We start from the raw sequence: 15,621 nt of genomic DNA on the forward strand, positions 1-15,621 counted from the left end.
ACCGGCCGTACCACTCACGACCCCTGAGCTGGGCAAACGTGGGTCGTGTGCGTTGCGGGCGGTGAGAAGCGCCCGCAACGCGCACGACGTCCTACAGGCGGCCGGTGGGCAGGGTGGCCAGTTCGGGCGTCGAGAGGTGCAGGACCTGCCAGCGTTCGCCTGAGCCGGGCGGCGCGTCGCCAGTCCAGAGGGTGAAGTGGACGAGTTCCCAGTGGCGCGGGTCGATCGCCAGCGCGGCCGAGTGCACTGTGGACAGTGCGGCGCGGTCGCGGAGTTCGTCGTGGGCGGCGGCCAGCGCGGGCGCCGGGTCGGACCAGGCGGGCAGCGTCTCGGTGCGCAGGGTCGCGGTCTGGGGGAGCGAGCCATGGGCCGCGCCGTGTTCGAACGCGACGCCGGTCCAGTGCCGCACCGACGGCCGCCCGAAGTCGTTGATGATGCCCTGGAACCCGGCGCCCCACAGGAAGGCGTTCATGCCAGCCAAGGTGTTCCACAGATAGAACGGCGCGTACTGGTTGACCGGCGAGCCGTCGACACCGCGCTCGCGGACGCCGTATGCCTTCAGGCCCAGGCCGGGAAAGTCGTCGAGCAGGTGTCCCCTGGACGCGACCCGGTGCCGGATGATGTCCATGTCGTAGTCGGCGGGCAGGGTGATCTGGTACTGCATCGCGTACATCAGGCGGTTCCCTTCAGCAGCGCGAGCACCCCGGTGACGGCCTGGTCGAACGGTTCGGCCGAGTCCGCGGCGCGCGCCAGCACGTAGCCGCCCTGCAGCACGGCGACGATCGTCGCGGCCGTGGTGACCGGGTCGAGGTCGAGCTCGCCGCGCTCGCGGCCTTCGGTGAGGACGTCGGCGAGTTTTCCGCGCAGCCAGGCGAAAGTCTCGTCCAGCGGCGCGCGCAACGTGGGGCTGGCGATGATGTCGGGGTCTTGGGCGAGACGGCCGATCGGGCAGCCCGCCAGCACATCGCGTTCGCGGCGCAGGTAGGCCTCGATGCGGTTGACCGCGGTGTCGTCGGCCGAGAGCAGCTGATCGGCCAGCGCCCGCAATTCGGCCGCGCTGCGGGTCAGCGCCGCGCGGGCGAGGTCGGGTTTGCCGGTGAAGTGGTGGTACATGCTGCCCTGTCCGGCGCCCGCCCGTTGCTGGATGGCTTTCGGGCTGGTGCCGACGTACCCGCGCTCGCGCAGCAGCTCCTGGGTGCTCGTGATCAACCGCTCGGCCGTGTCCATGCGGTCAGTGTACATACCAGTAGGTACAGGACTCAGCCGTATGCGCGGATGACGCCCCCGGTGCTCTCCCCTTCGACGCACGACAGGTAATGGCCGACCAGCTCGTCCATCGGCACCGGCCGCATACCGGGGAACCGCTCACCGAACGTCTCGGCCGAATCGCCCACCAGCGTCGGACTGACCACGTTGACCCGCATGCCCCTCGGCAGCTCGAGTGCCGCCGACAGGACGAAGCTGTGCAACGCGCCGCTGATGACACCACCACCGGTGACCCCGGGCCACGCCTGATCGGCGAAGATCCCCGACGTCAGCGTGAACGAGGCGCCATCGGCACAGTGGCGCTGCCCGGTGAGCACCAGCTCGGCCTGCCCGAAGAACTTCGCGCGCATGTTCTCGGCCAGCGCTGCCGATGTCAGCGTCGCGAACTCGTCGAGCGCGCCGTGCGCCCCGATGCTCACGACCCCGTCCACCGCCCCGACCTCGCGGTACATGGCCTCGATCGCCGCGGGCGACGCCAGATCGACGCGGACCTCGCCCGAAGCCCGCCCGGCGACGACGACGTCGTGCCCGCGTGAACGCAGCGCGGGCACCAGACGACGGCCGATGGTCCCCGCGCCACCGACGATGACGATCCTCATCGCCGCGCCAGCAACGTGAGCGCGTCGGCGTCCGCGGTGCCGGGACGCGCGTAGAACAGCCCGATCCGCTGATCGTCGTCGGGCAGCGTGACCGTCTCGTTCGCCAAGGTCACGGGCCCGACGACGGGATGGTCGAAGTCGCGGACGTAGAACGAGCAGGTCCGCACCGGGCGCCGCGCCCACAGCTTCGCGAACTCCGGGCTGTCCGCGGCGAGCCCGCCGATGAGCCGTTCCAGCTCCGTGTCGCCCGGATGCCGTGCGACCGCCTGATGCAGGGACGCGACCGTGACCTGCGCTTTGGCGTGCCAGTCGCGGTAGAGCGCCCGATGATGCGGATCGAGGAACAGCATCCGGGCGAGGTTCGGCCGGACCGCCGAGTCCGGGGCGTCGATCGCGACATGCCCCGCGAGCAGCGCGTGTCCGAGCGCGTTCCAGGCGAGCACGTCGGCGCGGTGATCGAGCACGACCGCCGCGGTGCCGGGGATGGCCGCGAGCAGGTCCCGCACCGACGGCCGCAGCCTGCTCCGGCGGGACCGGGCACGCACCGGCCTGCTCGGCGCCGCCAGGACCCGCAGGTGCTCGTGCTCAGCCGGGTCCAGCCGCAACGCCGCGGCCAGCGCGTCGAGCACCGCGCCCGACGCGCTGGCGCTGATGCCCTGCTCGAGCCGGGTGTAGTAGCCGACGCTGACGCCGGCGAGTTCGGCCAGCTCCTCCCGGCGCAGCCCGGGAACCCGCCGGCGCGTGAGGCCGGGTTCGATGCCCGCCGCCTCCGGCGTCAGGCGTTCCCGCCTGCTGCGCAGAAACCCGCCGAGATCGTTCGCTGTCATGATCACCACCCCATCGTGGCGCTGATCGCCCGCCGCTGCCTGCCCCAAACCGGGGCAGGCAGCGAACCGTCAGACCAGGTCGGCGATCCGGTCCACCTGGTCCGGGTCGGGGGACCAGCAGTAGAGCATCACCTCGTCGGCGCCGAGCGCCGTGTGCGCGGCGATCACCTCACGCAACCGCGCAGGCGTGGTGACCATGCCGTCCACCATGTACTCGGCGCGATCGGTGAACGCGTAGTACTCGAGGATGTTCGAGCGCGCCTCGTCGATCACCGAGTCCGGCCCGATGGCCGTGTTGACCTGAGCGACCAGCCGCGGCTCGCCGTCGCGGCCGTGCTCACGCCAGAAGTGCTCGACCTTGCGGAACATCCGATCCTGATACTGCGGCGCCAACGCACCGAGGAACCCGTCGCCGAAGCGGGCGACACGTTCGAGCGCGGCGTCGGCGAACCCGCCGAACAGCAGCTCAGGGCCACCGGGAGTGACCGGCGCGGGCCCGATCGGGCCGACATCCTCACCGAACGGTTCACCGGCCCAGATCCGGCGCAGCCGCACCAGCTGCTCGTCGAGCCGCTTGCCACGGCTACGCAGATCACGGTCGACGGCGAGGAAGTCGTCGTCACGGCCACCGACGCCGATGCCGAGCGTGAACCGGCCGCCGGACATCCGGTCGAGGGTCGCGGTCTGCTTGGCGAGCATGGCCGTGTCGTACACGGGCGCGATGAGCACCTCGGTCTGCACGCGGATACGCGAGGTGGCGCCGGCGAGCGCCGCCAGCGTGACCAGAGGTTCAGGATTCGAATACACGAGACGGTCGAGCAGACCGAGCGTGCGGAACGGGCCGGCGTCGGCACGACGCGCCCAGGTGAGCAAACCGGCGGGGTCGGCGATGGGAAGGCCGAGACCGATGTTCATGGGACTCCTTGGAAGGGCATGACGAATAAGGCTGCCGCCCCTCCTGGCCACGCGAGTCCGCGGGCTTGCTTCCACACTGCGGCGATACTTCCGGGAAGCGTGCTCCTTAAGAGTGATCTCACCCTACCGGACCCCGTCCACCGGTTTTCCGCGGAAAACCGTTCGGCACCACCGCTACCGTGGAACCATGATCGCCTGGGGGCCGGGCCGGTATCTGTGGTGGCTGACCATGCGCCAACGCTGGCGCGTGCTGCGCGGCGCACTCGTCGGCACCGCCTGGATGCTCACGCTCGCACTCCCGCCCTACCTGCTCTCCCACGCCATCGACGACGGCCTGCGCGCACACGACCCCCGCGCGCTGACCTGGTGGGCGCTGAGCCTGTTCGGCGCCGGGCTCCTGCTCGCCTGGCTCGGCACCTTCCGCCACCGCACCATGACCTTCGTGCGCATGGACGCCTCACTGCGCACCGCCGACCTCGTCACCCGCCACGCCGCCGGTCTCGGTGCGGTGCTGCCACGCCGGATGACCGGCGGCGAAGTCGTCACCATCGGCGCCGCCGACGTCATCAACATCGGCAAGGCACTCACCATGACCGGACCCGGCGTCGGCGCCGTCATCGCGTTCTGCGTGATCGCGGCCGTGCTCTTCCCGATCTCCCCGCTGCTCGCCGCCGTGATCCTCATCGGCGTCCCGGTGCTGGCCCTGATCATCGGCCCGCTGCTCACCCGCCTGCAGCGCGCCGAAACCGGCTACCGCGAACACCAGGGCGCGCTCACCGCCCGCGCCGCCGACCTCATCTCCGGCCTGCGCGTGCTCTGCGGCATCGGCGGCAAGGACTTCTTCGCCACCCGCTACCACCGCGCGTCCCGCCACCTGCGCACCGAGGGCTACCGCGTCGGCGCCGTCAGCAGCTGGATCGACGCGCTCGCCGCCGGACTGCCCGCCGTCTTCCTCGCCACCGTCACCTGGCTCGCCGCCCGCATGGCCGTCACCGGCGCGATCACCACCGGCGAACTGGTCGCGGTCTACGGCTACGTCGCCGTCCTCGTGATCCCCGTCGACTTCATCGTCGCCAGCGCCACCGACGTCGGCCGCGGCATCGTCGCCGCCCGCCGCGTCACCACCCTGCTCAACCTGCGCCCCCAGCCAGCGGACGGCGACCACCCCGGGCCCACGGGACCCGCCGACCTGCACGACCCCGCCACCGGCCTCACCGTCCCCAGTGGACGGATGCTCGCACTCGCACCGGCCGACCCCGCCGACGCGCTCGCCCTCATCGACCGCCTCGGCCGCTACACCGACTCGGCCGCCACCTGGGGCGGAACCCCGCTGACCCGCATCCCGCTCGCCGACATCCGCGCCCGCGTCCTCGTCGCCGACAACGACAGCCACCTCTTCGCCGGACCACTGCGCGAAACCGTCGCCACCCACCGCGACCACCCCGGCCACGAGATCACCGCCGCCGTGCACGCCGTCGCCGCCGAAGACATCATCGACGCGCTGCCAGACGGCCTCGACTCCACAGTGGACGCGGGCGGCCGCAACCTCTCCGGCGGCCAACGCCAGCGCCTGCGCCTGGCCCGCGCACTGCTCGCCGACCCCGAAGTGCTCCTGCTCGTCGAACCCACCTCCGCCGTCGACGCGCACACCGAATCGATCATCGCCCGCCGCCTGCACACCGCCAGGACCGGCCGCACCACCGTCGTCGTCACCACCTCACCCCTGCTGCTCGACCAGGCCGACACCGTCGCCTACCTCGCACACGGCCACATCCAAGCCACCGGCACCCACGCCGCCCTGCTCGAAACCTGCCCCGGCTACCAGCGGCTGGTGTTCCGCGGATGACCCTCCCGATCGCCGACCGGGCCACCGTCCGCCGCGCGCTCATCGCGCTCATCCGCGCCGACGCCCGCGCCACCGCCGGCGTGCTCCTGCTCAGCTCACTCGCCGCCGCGGCCGGACTCGGCGCACCCTGGCTGCTCGGCCTCGTCGTCAACAGCGTCGCAACCGGCACCACCACCGGCACCGTCGACGCGCTCACCCTCGCCATCCTCGGGTTCGCCCTCACCCAGCTCGTGCTCACCCGCTTCGCCCGCTACACCGCCCACCGCATCGGCGAACGCGCACTCGCCACACTGCGCGAAGACCTCATCGACCACACCCTCAACCTGCCCACCGCCGTCGTCGAACAAGCGAGCACCGGCGACCTGCTCACCCGCGGCACCACCGACGTCGCCGCCGTCGGCGCCACCCTGCGCGACGCCGTGCCCGAGGTCTTCCTCGCCACCATCCAGATCCTCTTCCTCTACGCCGCGGTCTTCCTGCTCGACCCACTGCTCGGGCTCACCGCCCTCACCGGATTCCCGCTCATGTACGTGGTGACCCGCTGGTACCTCGCCCGCGCCCGCGACGCCTACCTCGCCGAAGGCGCCGCCAACTCCGCGCTCGCCGAAGCACTCGCCGCCACCGCCGAAGGCGCCCGCACCGTCGAGGCCTTCGACCTCGGCGAACGCCGCGTCACCGCGGGCGAACGCACCATCGCCACCGCCCGCGCCGCCCGCACCCGCACCCTCTACCTGCGCAGCGTCCTCTTCCCGGGACTCGACATCGCCTACGCCATCCCCACGGTCGTCGCACTGCTCGCCGGGGGAGCGCTCTACTTCGCAGGCCACGCCACCCTCGGGGCCGTCGTCACCACCAGCCTCTACCTGCGCCAGGTCATCGACCCGCTCGACCGCATCCTCATGCAGCTCGACCAGCTCCAGCTCGGCAGCGCCTCACTCGCCAGGATCAAAGGCGTCCACGCCACCACCGAGCCACCCACCGCCACCGCACCCGAGACCGCCATCGAAGTCCGCGGCCTCCACTACGCCTACCCAGGCCACCCCGACGTCCTCACCGGCATCGACCTCACGATCGAACCGGGGGAGAAGCTCGCACTCGTCGGCCCCTCCGGCGCCGGGAAATCCACACTCGGGCGCCTGCTCGCCGGCGTCGACCACCCCCGCACCGGCGCCATCACCATCGGCGGCGTCCCCGTCGCCGCACTCGCACCCGGTGAGATCGTCCTGGTCACCCAAGACCACCACGTCTTCCTCGGCACCCTGCGCGACAACCTCCTCATCGCCGCACCCGACGCCGACGACCACGCACTGCGCGACGCGCTCGCCACCGTCGGCGCCCACTGGGCCGACGACCTGGCCACCCCGCTCGGCCCCGACGGCCGCGCACTCGACGCCGCACAGGCCCAGCAGCTCGCACTCGCCAGGGTCGTGCTCGCCGACCCCCACACGGTCATCCTCGACGAAGCCACCGCACTGCTCGACCCCGCCACCGCCAGGCACACCGAACGCGCGCTCGCCGCCGTCCTCAAAGGACGGACCGTGATCGCCATCGCCCACCGCCTGCACACCGCGCACGACGCCGACCGCGTCGCGATCATCGACCACGGACGCATCACCGAACTAGGGAGTCATCATCACCTCCTCGCCCGCGACGGAACCTACGCAGCACTCTGGGCCTCCTGGCACGGCCACACCGGCTGACCTCGCCGAACGCTGGTCACTCACCCTCGGCACCCCCTACGAAGGCGGCAGCTGCTCCTTCACCGCCCGAGCCTGGCGCGCCGACGGCACCCCCGCCGTGCTCAAGATCAGCGACCCCCACCGCGAAGCCGCCGGCGAAGCCACCGCACTACGCCTCTGGAACGGCCACCACGCCGCCCGCCTCTACGAAAACGACGGCTTCGCACTGCTCATCGAACGCTGCGACCCCGGCACCCACCTCGACGACCTCGTCACCGGCGCCGCACTGCTGCGCGAACTCTGGATCACCCCACCGGCGGGCACCGGCCTCGAAACACTCGCCGACGTCACCGCCGAATGGGCCGACCTCGTCGAAACCCGCATGGACACCCACCGGCCCGGATTCGACCCCGGACTCGTCGCACTCGGCGTCAAGCTCCTGCGCGAGCTACCCGCCTCCGCCAGCCGCGACGTCCTGCTCCACGGCGACTTCAACCCCGGCAACGTCCTCGCCGCCCAGCGCGAACCCTGGCTCGCCATCGACCCCAAACCCATGACCGGCGACCCCGCCTACGACCCCTGGCCCCTCATCGAACAGACCGAGGACGACCACACCCTCGCCGACCGCTTCACCATCGCCGCCGAAACACTGGGGGAGACCCCGCACCGGCTCACCGCCTGGGCACTCGCCCGCACCGTCGAATCCGCACTCTGGTGCGTCTCCGAAGACGACCTCGACGACGCCGCCGAAGAAATGGCCACCGCCCGCGAACTCGCCGACCTGCTCTGAACCGGCCTTACCCCGACCAATGCCCGGGAGCACGCAGCGACGGCGGCAGCTTCGTGCTCCCATCACCCTTCGCCGCGTCCAGCTGCGACTGGATCAAGAACAACGCACCCGTGAAATCCGCCCCACGCACATCCGCGTCCCGGAAATCCGCCCCGATCACATCGGCCACCCGCAGGTCCGCCTCCCGCAGATCCGCCCCGATCAAATAAGCGCCCCGCAAACTCGCACCCCGCAAGCTCGCGCCCCGCAACGACGCCCCGATCAGATCCGCACCCCGCCGATCCTTCTTCTTACCCTTGACCTCCGCACGCGCCAGCTCACTCGCGCGCAGCAGCACCCCGTTCACCCCATGCCGATGCGCCGCCACATCCAGCCGCCCCAACGCCGCCGGATTGTGCAACGTCAGCCGCTCGGTCTCCTTCACCGCCACCTCGAGCTCCGCGCGCACCGGCCCCGCCGCGGGCCACCCCAGCGCCTCGCTCAGGTAATAGAGCAGCTCATGCAGATCCCGCATCACCGGGAACACCGCGAACATCTCCCGCGCCAGCTTCGGCGACCGCCGCCAGTCCTCACCGCCGAACGTCACCTGCGAAACCTGCTGACCGGCACCGAAACAGTCGAACACCGTGCACCCGCGAAACCCCTTCGCCCGCAGCTCACGATGAATACCGCACCGGAAATCCTCAGCCAGATTCGGGCACGCCCGCCCAGCAGGCTTGGTGATCGCGAAATCCGAAGACGCCGCGAAAGCGGGCGCCACACAACACAACGCGAAACAGTTCTCGCAATCAGCCTTCAGCTCGCGGTTCACCCAAAACAGCGTAGTGCTCCGCCAGCTCCGCCCCGATCCGGGCGAGCTCCAGCCGCACCGCACCCGGCTCCACCACCTCCACCTGCGTGCCCCAGCCCGCCAGCGTCCGCGCGATGTCCAACGCCGTCGGCGCCGCCACCCGCACCCTCGCCCAGCCCTCCTCGACACCGAGCCGCTGACAATGCCGCCCGAAATGATCACGCAGGATCGGCACGAACCGATCCTCGATCAGCACCGTCGCCGACAGCAGAGACCGCTTGCCCTCCACCACCTCGACGACCTCCGCCCACGCCGCCGCCAGATCGAAATCCGCCGGCCGCTCCGCGGGCTCCGCCAGCACCTCCGCCTCCACGATCCGCTCCACCCGGAACGTCCGCCGCCCCCGCTGCGTACCCGCGATCAAGTACCAGATGTCGTCCTTGTCCACCAACCCCAGCGGATCCACCACCCGCTCCGACCGCGCCCGCCCCTCATACGCCAGCCGCACCTTCCGCCGCAGCACCACCGCACCCTGCAGCACATCCACCAACGCCGGCCGCCGCCGATCCCGCGCACCCCACCGTGCCGTGTCGATCACCACCGCCTCCGCGGCCGCCCGCGCGTCCGCCCGGAACGTCTCCGGCAACGCCCGCACCAGCTTCCGCAACGCCGCCTTCGCCTCCGGCGCGATCGCCGCCGCGGGCCCCACCAGCAAGAACAACGCCCGCGCCTCCGACGCCGACAACCCACTCAGATCTGTCCGCGCCCCACCCACCAGCTGCCACCCGCCACCACGCCCCGCCTGCGGATACACCGGAATCCCCGCCGACGACAACGACTCCAGATCCCGCCGCGCCGTCGCCACCGACACCTCCAGCTCCTCGGCCAGCTCCGCCGCCGTCACCCGCCCCCGCGCCTGCAACACCAGAAGAGTCGCCACCAGCCGATCCGCCCGCATCCCCGCAGTCTCCCAAACAAAGTGCGCACCCGATGAGCACATTCCGCGTGCGGTAACCTCACCGCGGTTCACGACGCGAGAGCGCCCGGATCACCCCAGAAGGCGCTCCATGACACTCACCCGCACCACCATCATCACCAAGCTCCGCGCCGTCGGCTGCGTCTTCGCCGAGGACGAAGCCGAACTCCTGCTCACCACGGCGAAAACCCCCGCCGAACTCGCCACCATGCTCCAGCAGCGCATCGACGGCCTCCCACTCGAACACGTACTCGGCTGGGCGAGCTTCCGCGGCCGCCACATCACCGTCGACCCCGGCGTCTTCGTGCCCCGCCGCCGCACCGAACACCTCGTCGAACTCGCCGTCGCACTCGCCCCGCCACACCCGGTCATCGTCGACCTCTGCTGCGGCTCCGGCGCCGTCGCCGCCGCGCTCGCCACCGAACTCGACCCCGCCGAACTCCACGCCACCGACATCGACCCCGCCGCCGTGGCCTGCGCCCGCCGCAACATCACCAGGGGAGAGGTCCACCAAGGCGACCTCTACACCCCACTCCCACCACACCTGCGCGGCCAAGTCGACCTGCTCGTCGCCAACGCCCCCTACGTGCCCACCGACGCCATCGGCCTCATGCCACCCGAAGCCCGCCTCCACGAACCCCGCGTCGCACTCGACGGGGGAGCCGACGGCCTCGACCTCCACCGCCGCGTCACCGCCGAAGCCACCCACTGGCTCACCGCCGGCGGCCACCTCCTCATCGAAACCAGCCGCACCCAAGCCGCAGGCACCGCGGAAGCCTTCACCCGCAACGGCCTACGAGCCCGAGTGTCCACATCGGACGAACTCGACGCCACCGTCGTCATCGGCACCAAGACCGCCGGGTAACCCCGCGAGCAGGCGCAGCCCGTCCTCGGCAGCACTGCCGGTTGCCGCGGACAACACCAGCAACTCCAAGCCCGACTCGTCCGGCAGCGCGAAATTCTCCTGATGCAATTCCAGCAACCCGACCAGCGGATGCCGGTACACCTTCCGCCCATGCGTGCGCGCCCGCACCTCCGCACGAGCCCACAGCCGCCGGAACCGCTCACTGCCCATCGCCAGCTCACCGATCAACGACGCCAGCCGCGGATCATCGGGATACTTACCGGCGGCCAGGCGCAGATGCCCGACCACATCCAGAGTGCAAGCCTCCCACTCCGCGTAAAGCCCGCGCTCCGCCTCCTCCAGGAAGATGTGCCGAGCGGTGTTCAACCCCGGCAGGCCACGCCCGAACAACAGCCTGGCCAGCCGATTCCCGGCCACCACGTCCAGCCGATGATCCATGATCAGCGCCGGCGCGTGCACCACCAGATCAAGCACCCGCGCCAGCTCCGGCCGCACCCGCCCACCCGGCGCCTTCGCCCGGCGACGAGGCTGTCGCGCGAGCCGATGGAGATGCTCCCGCTCGGTCTCGTCAAGATCGAGAACACCCGAAAGCGCGTCGAGAACCTGCTCGGAAGGCTGCGTCGCACGCCCCTGTTCCAGCCGCACGTAGTAGTCGACGCTGACCCCCGACAGATGCGCGACCTCCTCACGCCGCAACCCCGCCACCCGCCGCCGCTTCTCGGCGGGGATACCGACCGCCGCCGGATCGACCCGCGACCGCCGCATCCGCAGAAAGCCCGCAAGATCATCCATGCCCCCAGTATGACCCCGGCCGCGCCCGCGAAGGTGGCCCTGCCAATACCAGGAAGTCCAAGCCGACGGACGAAGCGCCCCTGAACACCCGCCACCACGGCACCCAAGATCGAGTCCATGAAAACACTGATCGTCCACGCCCACCCGGAACCGAACTCGCTCAACGGCTCACTGAAGAACCTCGCGGTGTCCACCCTGGAAAACGCCGGGCACGAGGTACAGCTGAGCGACCTGTACGCGATGAACTGGAAGGCGGTCGTCGACGCCACCGACTACGGCCCCGCCGCCTCGAACCCACTGAAGGTCGCCCTCGACTCAGGCCGCGCCTTCGACTCCGGAACCCTCACCCCCGACGTCCGAGCCGAGCAGGAGAAACTGCTCTGGGCCGACACGATCATCTTCCAGTTCCCACTGTGGTGGTACACGATGCCCGCCATCCTCAAAGGCTGGGTGGACCGCGTCTTCACCTACCACTTCGCGTACGGCGTCGGCGAACACAGCGACACCAAGTACGGCGAGCGCTTCGGCGAAGGCACCCTCGCGGGCAAGAAAGCCCTGCTGTCGGTGACCGCCGGGGGCCCGGAGTCGCACTACGCCGCCCGCGGCATCAACGGCCCCATCGACGACCTGCTCTTCCCGATCCACCACGGCATCCTGTACTACCCAGGCATCGAAGTGCTGCCACCCTTCGTGCTCTACGGCACCGACAGGATGACCGCCGAGGACTACACCGACGTCGCCAAAGCGTGGCAACACCGCCTGCTCACCCTCGACTCGACCGAACCGATCGCCTTCCGGCGCCAGAACTTCGGCGACTACGAGATCCCCTCACTGCACCTGAAGGAAGGACTCGAGCCCGCTGGACAGACAGGCTTCAGCCTGCACGTGCACGGCTGAGCCCCCGGTCGGTAGCGTCGGGCCATGGTCACCCGCGATGGCTGGGAGCAGCCCTTGATACGGAACGCCGAGGAAACCGATGTCGACGCGATCCGCCGGTTCGGCGAGACGCACATCCGGCCGCACTACACGCCGTTGATCGGCGCCGCCGCCGCGGACGACCAGGTCCGCCTGTGGTGGAACGAGACACAGATCCGCGCGGCCGTCACCGACGGCCGGGTGATCATCGCGCAGGCAGGGGACCAGCTCGTCGGCGTAGGCCAGCTCGGCGCCGACCACGTGATCTACAAGCTCTACATCCATCCTGGACACCGCCGCCGCGGACTGGGTCCCCAGCTGCTCAACGCCCTCGCCGACCAGCTCCCCGCCGACGCCGACCGGCTCCACATCGAACACTTCGCCGCGAACGAACTCGCGGCAGCCTTCTACGAACGCGAAGGCTTCGTCGTAGACCGAATCGAACCCAGCTCCACCGGCGACCGCGCGCTGGCGACGGTCTGGCGCTCACGACCCGCCCGCGGCCCCGAAGGCCGGTAACAAACCACCCAAATGCGTCGATAACCGACCAGCCGCACACCGCGGCCTGGGGTCACACGAACATGGGGGAGGTCTGGTGCGCTCACACGCGCTCAGAACCGTATTAACCGCGACACTGCTCATCGCAGGCACCACCGTCATCACCACGACGCCCGCACTGGCGGGCACCGCCGTCACACGCGACGCCACCTCCTGGGCGCACACCGACTCCGCCGCACCCGACGCGAGCTTCGTCGACAACGGGGGAGACGCGCCGGTCGGCGCGTACACCGACGAGGACGGCACCACCCACATCGCCAAGACCTACGTCACCTTCGACCTGTCGGACATGCGCGGCACCAACGTCCTGCGCGCCGTGCTGTTCGCCGGCGAGACCAGCGTCGCCGACTGCGACCAGCCCCGGAGCACCGAACTCTGGCTCACCGAGCCCGCGGACGAACCCAGCTGGAACAACCAGCCAGCCGAACTCCTCAAGATGGCCGGCCCGGACCGCGCCGACGCATGCCCGGCGCCGGAGCTCATCTTCACCGTCACCACCGGCCTCCAGCACGCGCTCGCCGCAGGCCGCTCCACCGCGACGTTCACCCTCCGCCTGCCCGAAGACCAGCAGGACGACCCCGACCGCTTCCGCGAGTACACCTCGGCCATGCGCCTCGGCGTCACCTACAACCACTACCCGGCCAAGCCCGCCGGGCTGACCGTCAACAACGCACCGTGCACCGCGAACCCCAGCTTCGTCAGCACCTCGTTCAAGCTCGGTGCCACGCTGTCCGACCCGGACAACAGCCACTTCATCCCCGAGCTCGTCTACTGGCCTGTCGATCACCCGGACCAGCGCACCACCTTGCCCAGAATCCCGTCATCGGCCAAGGTCACGGCCGACATCGGCCGCCTCGTCGAGCGCACCACCTACGCCTGGCAAATACGCACCCAGGACGAATCGGAAGACTACGGCCCATGGAGCGACATCTGCCGGTTCACCACCGACTACAGCATCCCCGGCAGCTCACCGACCATCAGGTCCGCTGAGTACAACACCGACACCCAGCCCGGCACGGGCGGCACCGGCGTCCCCGGCACGATCACCTTCGACGCCGATGGAGACCAGGACGTCGTCGGCTTCCGCTACGGCGAATACCCGTCCACCTACATCGCCGCCGACCGTCCCGGCGGCACCGCGAGCATCCAGTACGTCCCGACCAGCAGCGGCCTCAACCGGATCGCCGCACAGTCCGTCGACGCCGCCGGCAACACCTCGCTGACCGGCGACTACCGGTTCTGGGTCGCCGCCAACGAACCCGAGGTCACCTGCACCGCGCAGTCGTCCTACGTCGGCAAGCCATGGCAGTGTGCCGTCAAACCGCGCGGCGCCGGGGGAGTGACCGGGTACAGCTACCAGCTCAACAACGGACCCGAGCGCACGATCAACGCCGACGGCCCGGCGACCATCACCATCACGCCGACCGACCCGGAAACAGGCTTCAACACCCTGAGCGTCCGGACCAAGCTGACCACCGGCCACGCCACGGCACCTGGCAACGCCTACTTCTTCGTCGACCTCGGGCACCCCACCGCCGAAATGCCGGCCGACTCGCCGATGATGGGCACGCCTGTCTCGATCCGGCTGCACGCCACGCTGCCCGGATCGGCCACGTTCACCTACCGCCTGGACCTGGGGGACTGGGAGACCGTGCCGGTCGTCGACGGAACCGCCGTCGTGACGGTCACCCCGGCCGAATCCGGCTGGCATTCGCTGTACGTCTACACGACCACGAGTGACGGCCAACGGTCCGGAACCACGCAACCCGGCATGAACGTGGCGTCCAACGGGCCGCGGATCAGCAGCGCGGAATACCCGGAAGGGCAGTACAGCGGAGGTGTGGGTGTCGCGGGCACCTTCGTCTTCACGTCGCCGGTGGCCGGAGACATCGACAGCTACGAGTACTCGATCAATGACGGGGAAGCGACGACCGTGCCCGCGAACGCCGACGGCACGGCGAGCATGGTGTTCACCCCGACGCGGTCGTACTACTGGCACCGGCTGACGGTGACGACCGTCTTCGCGGACGGCACCAAGTCCGAACCTCGGACGTACACCTTCAACGTCAACGGCTGAGAGCGGGTGGGGAGCGTCCGCAGTGGATGCTCCCCACCTTACTTGACATAATGTACATTATCGGCGTTACGCCAACCTGGGGATCGGAGGTCCTCGGAAGGGGCTGGAAACGCTCACTTGGCCCAACGCACATCACCGCGCGCGTTTTCTTTTCACCTTCACGATGAATTCCCCGCAATTCTTCCGGGCAGCTAATCTGAGATTTCCATTGGGACGATCCCCGGGAGAAAGTGATGTACAAGAAAACGGCCGGTTTACTGGCCGCGGCCATTTCGGCCGCCGCATTGACGGTCGGCGCACCCGCCGCGAACGCCACCGAGGATTTCCCGCCCTATGGGTGCGATGTCAGCCGCTACAGCCTCCTGTTCGGCGAAGGCGTGAGCATGACCTGTTTCTCGCTGGCGGCGCCGTCGCAGACGTATCGCGTGGTCGCGCACTGCGCTTCGGGATCGTCGTATTGGTACACGGTCGGCCACTGGGTCCCGCTGGGATTCGGTCCGTCGACGGCGGAATGTCACGGCGCCTTGCTCATGAACGCCTATGTCGCCGGTTATCACGTAGACGATTTCTAATATCCTAATGTTGATCATGCCGGTCCCCAGCGGCCAATTCCAGCCTCAATTTCGACACCCAGCCACACCACCTCATTACGTCACGGTGACGAAAACCAGGGTTCCGTCATCTGCCGACAGGTGGCGCGACCACAACGAGCAGGCGACCAACTCG

16 protein-coding genes are annotated in these 15,621 nt (G+C 69.8%); 8 read left to right on the plus strand and 8 right to left on the minus strand.

Features of this window, described 5'->3' with window-relative positions; genetic code table 11:
• Nucleotides 1–91: 91 nt before the first annotated feature.
• The 5 genes from BLV57_RS05720 to BLV57_RS05740 form a co-directional block, all read right to left on the minus strand.
• Complete coding sequence (locus BLV57_RS05720) at nt 92–673, minus strand: DUF4865 family protein (protein ID WP_091287428.1); 582 nt, start codon at nt 671–673, stop codon at nt 92–94.
• The gene (locus BLV57_RS05725) at nt 673–1,227 is read right to left on the minus strand and encodes a TetR/AcrR family transcriptional regulator (protein WP_091287899.1); all 555 of its coding nucleotides are present in this window, start codon (nt 1,225–1,227) and stop codon (nt 673–675) included. The genes BLV57_RS05720 and BLV57_RS05725 overlap by 1 nt, the downstream gene beginning before the upstream one ends.
• Before the next feature lie 32 nt (nt 1,228–1,259).
• Nucleotides 1,260–1,865 (minus strand): short chain dehydrogenase, encoded by a 606-nt coding sequence (locus BLV57_RS05730; protein ID WP_091287431.1) that lies wholly within the window; start codon nt 1,863–1,865, stop codon nt 1,260–1,262.
• The gene (locus BLV57_RS05735; protein WP_176968501.1) at nt 1,862–2,692 is read right to left on the minus strand and encodes a helix-turn-helix domain-containing protein; all 831 of its coding nucleotides are present in this window, start codon (nt 2,690–2,692) and stop codon (nt 1,862–1,864) included. Before BLV57_RS05735 ends, BLV57_RS05730 begins: the two co-directional genes overlap by 4 nt.
• Nucleotides 2,693–2,761: 69 nt before the next feature.
• Nucleotides 2,762–3,607, minus strand: coding sequence for an LLM class flavin-dependent oxidoreductase (locus BLV57_RS05740; RefSeq protein WP_091287433.1), 846 nt, complete (start codon nt 3,605–3,607; stop codon nt 2,762–2,764).
• Between the two features lie 187 nt (nt 3,608–3,794).
• On the opposite strand from BLV57_RS05740, the gene BLV57_RS05745 reads away from it, so the two are divergent.
• From BLV57_RS05745 to BLV57_RS05755, 3 genes are read left to right on the plus strand one after another with little or no spacing between them, the layout of a single operon-like run.
• Nucleotides 3,795–5,453, plus strand: coding sequence for an ABC transporter transmembrane domain-containing protein (locus BLV57_RS05745; protein WP_091287435.1), 1,659 nt, complete (start codon nt 3,795–3,797; stop codon nt 5,451–5,453).
• Nucleotides 5,450–7,153 (plus strand): ABC transporter ATP-binding protein, encoded by a 1,704-nt coding sequence (locus tag BLV57_RS05750; protein ID WP_091287437.1) that lies wholly within the window; start codon nt 5,450–5,452, stop codon nt 7,151–7,153. Before BLV57_RS05745 ends, BLV57_RS05750 begins: the two co-directional genes overlap by 4 nt.
• On the plus strand, nt 7,086–7,922 hold the full coding sequence (locus tag BLV57_RS05755) for an aminoglycoside phosphotransferase family protein (protein WP_245757210.1): 837 nt from the start codon (nt 7,086–7,088) through the stop codon (nt 7,920–7,922). Before BLV57_RS05750 ends, BLV57_RS05755 begins: the two co-directional genes overlap by 68 nt.
• 7 nt (nt 7,923–7,929) lie before the next feature.
• Here BLV57_RS05755 and BLV57_RS05760 read toward each other — a convergent pair whose 3' ends face one another.
• Together BLV57_RS05760 and BLV57_RS05765 are read right to left on the minus strand one after the other, a co-directional pair.
• Entirely contained in the window at nt 7,930–8,733 is an 804-nt protein-coding gene (locus BLV57_RS05760; RefSeq protein WP_218134609.1) for a pentapeptide repeat-containing protein, read from the minus strand.
• Nucleotides 8,711–9,670: a helix-turn-helix transcriptional regulator gene (locus BLV57_RS05765; protein ID WP_091287444.1), complete on the minus strand. Its 960-nt coding sequence runs from the start codon at nt 9,668–9,670 to the stop codon at nt 8,711–8,713. The genes BLV57_RS05760 and BLV57_RS05765 overlap by 23 nt, the downstream gene beginning before the upstream one ends.
• A gap of 109 nt (nt 9,671–9,779) precedes the next feature.
• Here BLV57_RS05765 and BLV57_RS05770 point away from each other — a divergent pair, with 109 nt between their 5' ends.
• The gene (locus tag BLV57_RS05770) at nt 9,780–10,553 is read left to right on the plus strand and encodes a putative protein N(5)-glutamine methyltransferase (RefSeq protein ID WP_091287446.1); all 774 of its coding nucleotides are present in this window, start codon (nt 9,780–9,782) and stop codon (nt 10,551–10,553) included.
• Here the strand turns inward: BLV57_RS05770 and BLV57_RS05775 are convergent.
• Nucleotides 10,482–11,345, minus strand: a complete 864-nt coding sequence (locus BLV57_RS05775; RefSeq protein WP_091287448.1) for a helix-turn-helix transcriptional regulator — start codon at nt 11,343–11,345, stop codon at nt 10,482–10,484. The two genes, BLV57_RS05770 and BLV57_RS05775, sit on opposite strands and share 72 nt — an antisense overlap.
• A gap of 117 nt (nt 11,346–11,462) precedes the next feature.
• Between BLV57_RS05775 and BLV57_RS05780 the strand changes: the two genes are divergently transcribed.
• The 4 genes from BLV57_RS05780 to BLV57_RS05795 all read left to right on the plus strand — a co-directional run bounded on the left by BLV57_RS05780 (nt 11,463) and on the right by BLV57_RS05795 (nt 15,467).
• A complete protein-coding gene (locus BLV57_RS05780; RefSeq protein WP_091287450.1) occupies nt 11,463–12,242 on the plus strand; it encodes an NAD(P)H-dependent oxidoreductase in 780 nt (259 codons plus the stop codon).
• A gap of 24 nt (nt 12,243–12,266) precedes the next feature.
• A complete protein-coding gene (locus BLV57_RS05785) occupies nt 12,267–12,779 on the plus strand; it encodes a GNAT family N-acetyltransferase (RefSeq protein ID WP_091287452.1) in 513 nt (170 codons plus the stop codon).
• Between the two features lie 76 nt (nt 12,780–12,855).
• Complete coding sequence (locus BLV57_RS05790; RefSeq protein ID WP_091287453.1) at nt 12,856–14,895, plus strand: hypothetical protein; 2,040 nt, start codon at nt 12,856–12,858, stop codon at nt 14,893–14,895.
• A gap of 233 nt (nt 14,896–15,128) precedes the next feature.
• Nucleotides 15,129–15,467 (plus strand): hypothetical protein, encoded by a 339-nt coding sequence (locus tag BLV57_RS05795; protein WP_091287455.1) that lies wholly within the window; start codon nt 15,129–15,131, stop codon nt 15,465–15,467.
• The last annotated feature ends 154 nt before the right edge of the window (nt 15,468–15,621 follow it).

This window comes from Amycolatopsis xylanica (genome assembly GCF_900107045.1).
In the GTDB taxonomy this organism is placed as follows: Bacteria; Actinomycetota; Actinomycetes; order Mycobacteriales; family Pseudonocardiaceae; genus Amycolatopsis; species Amycolatopsis xylanica.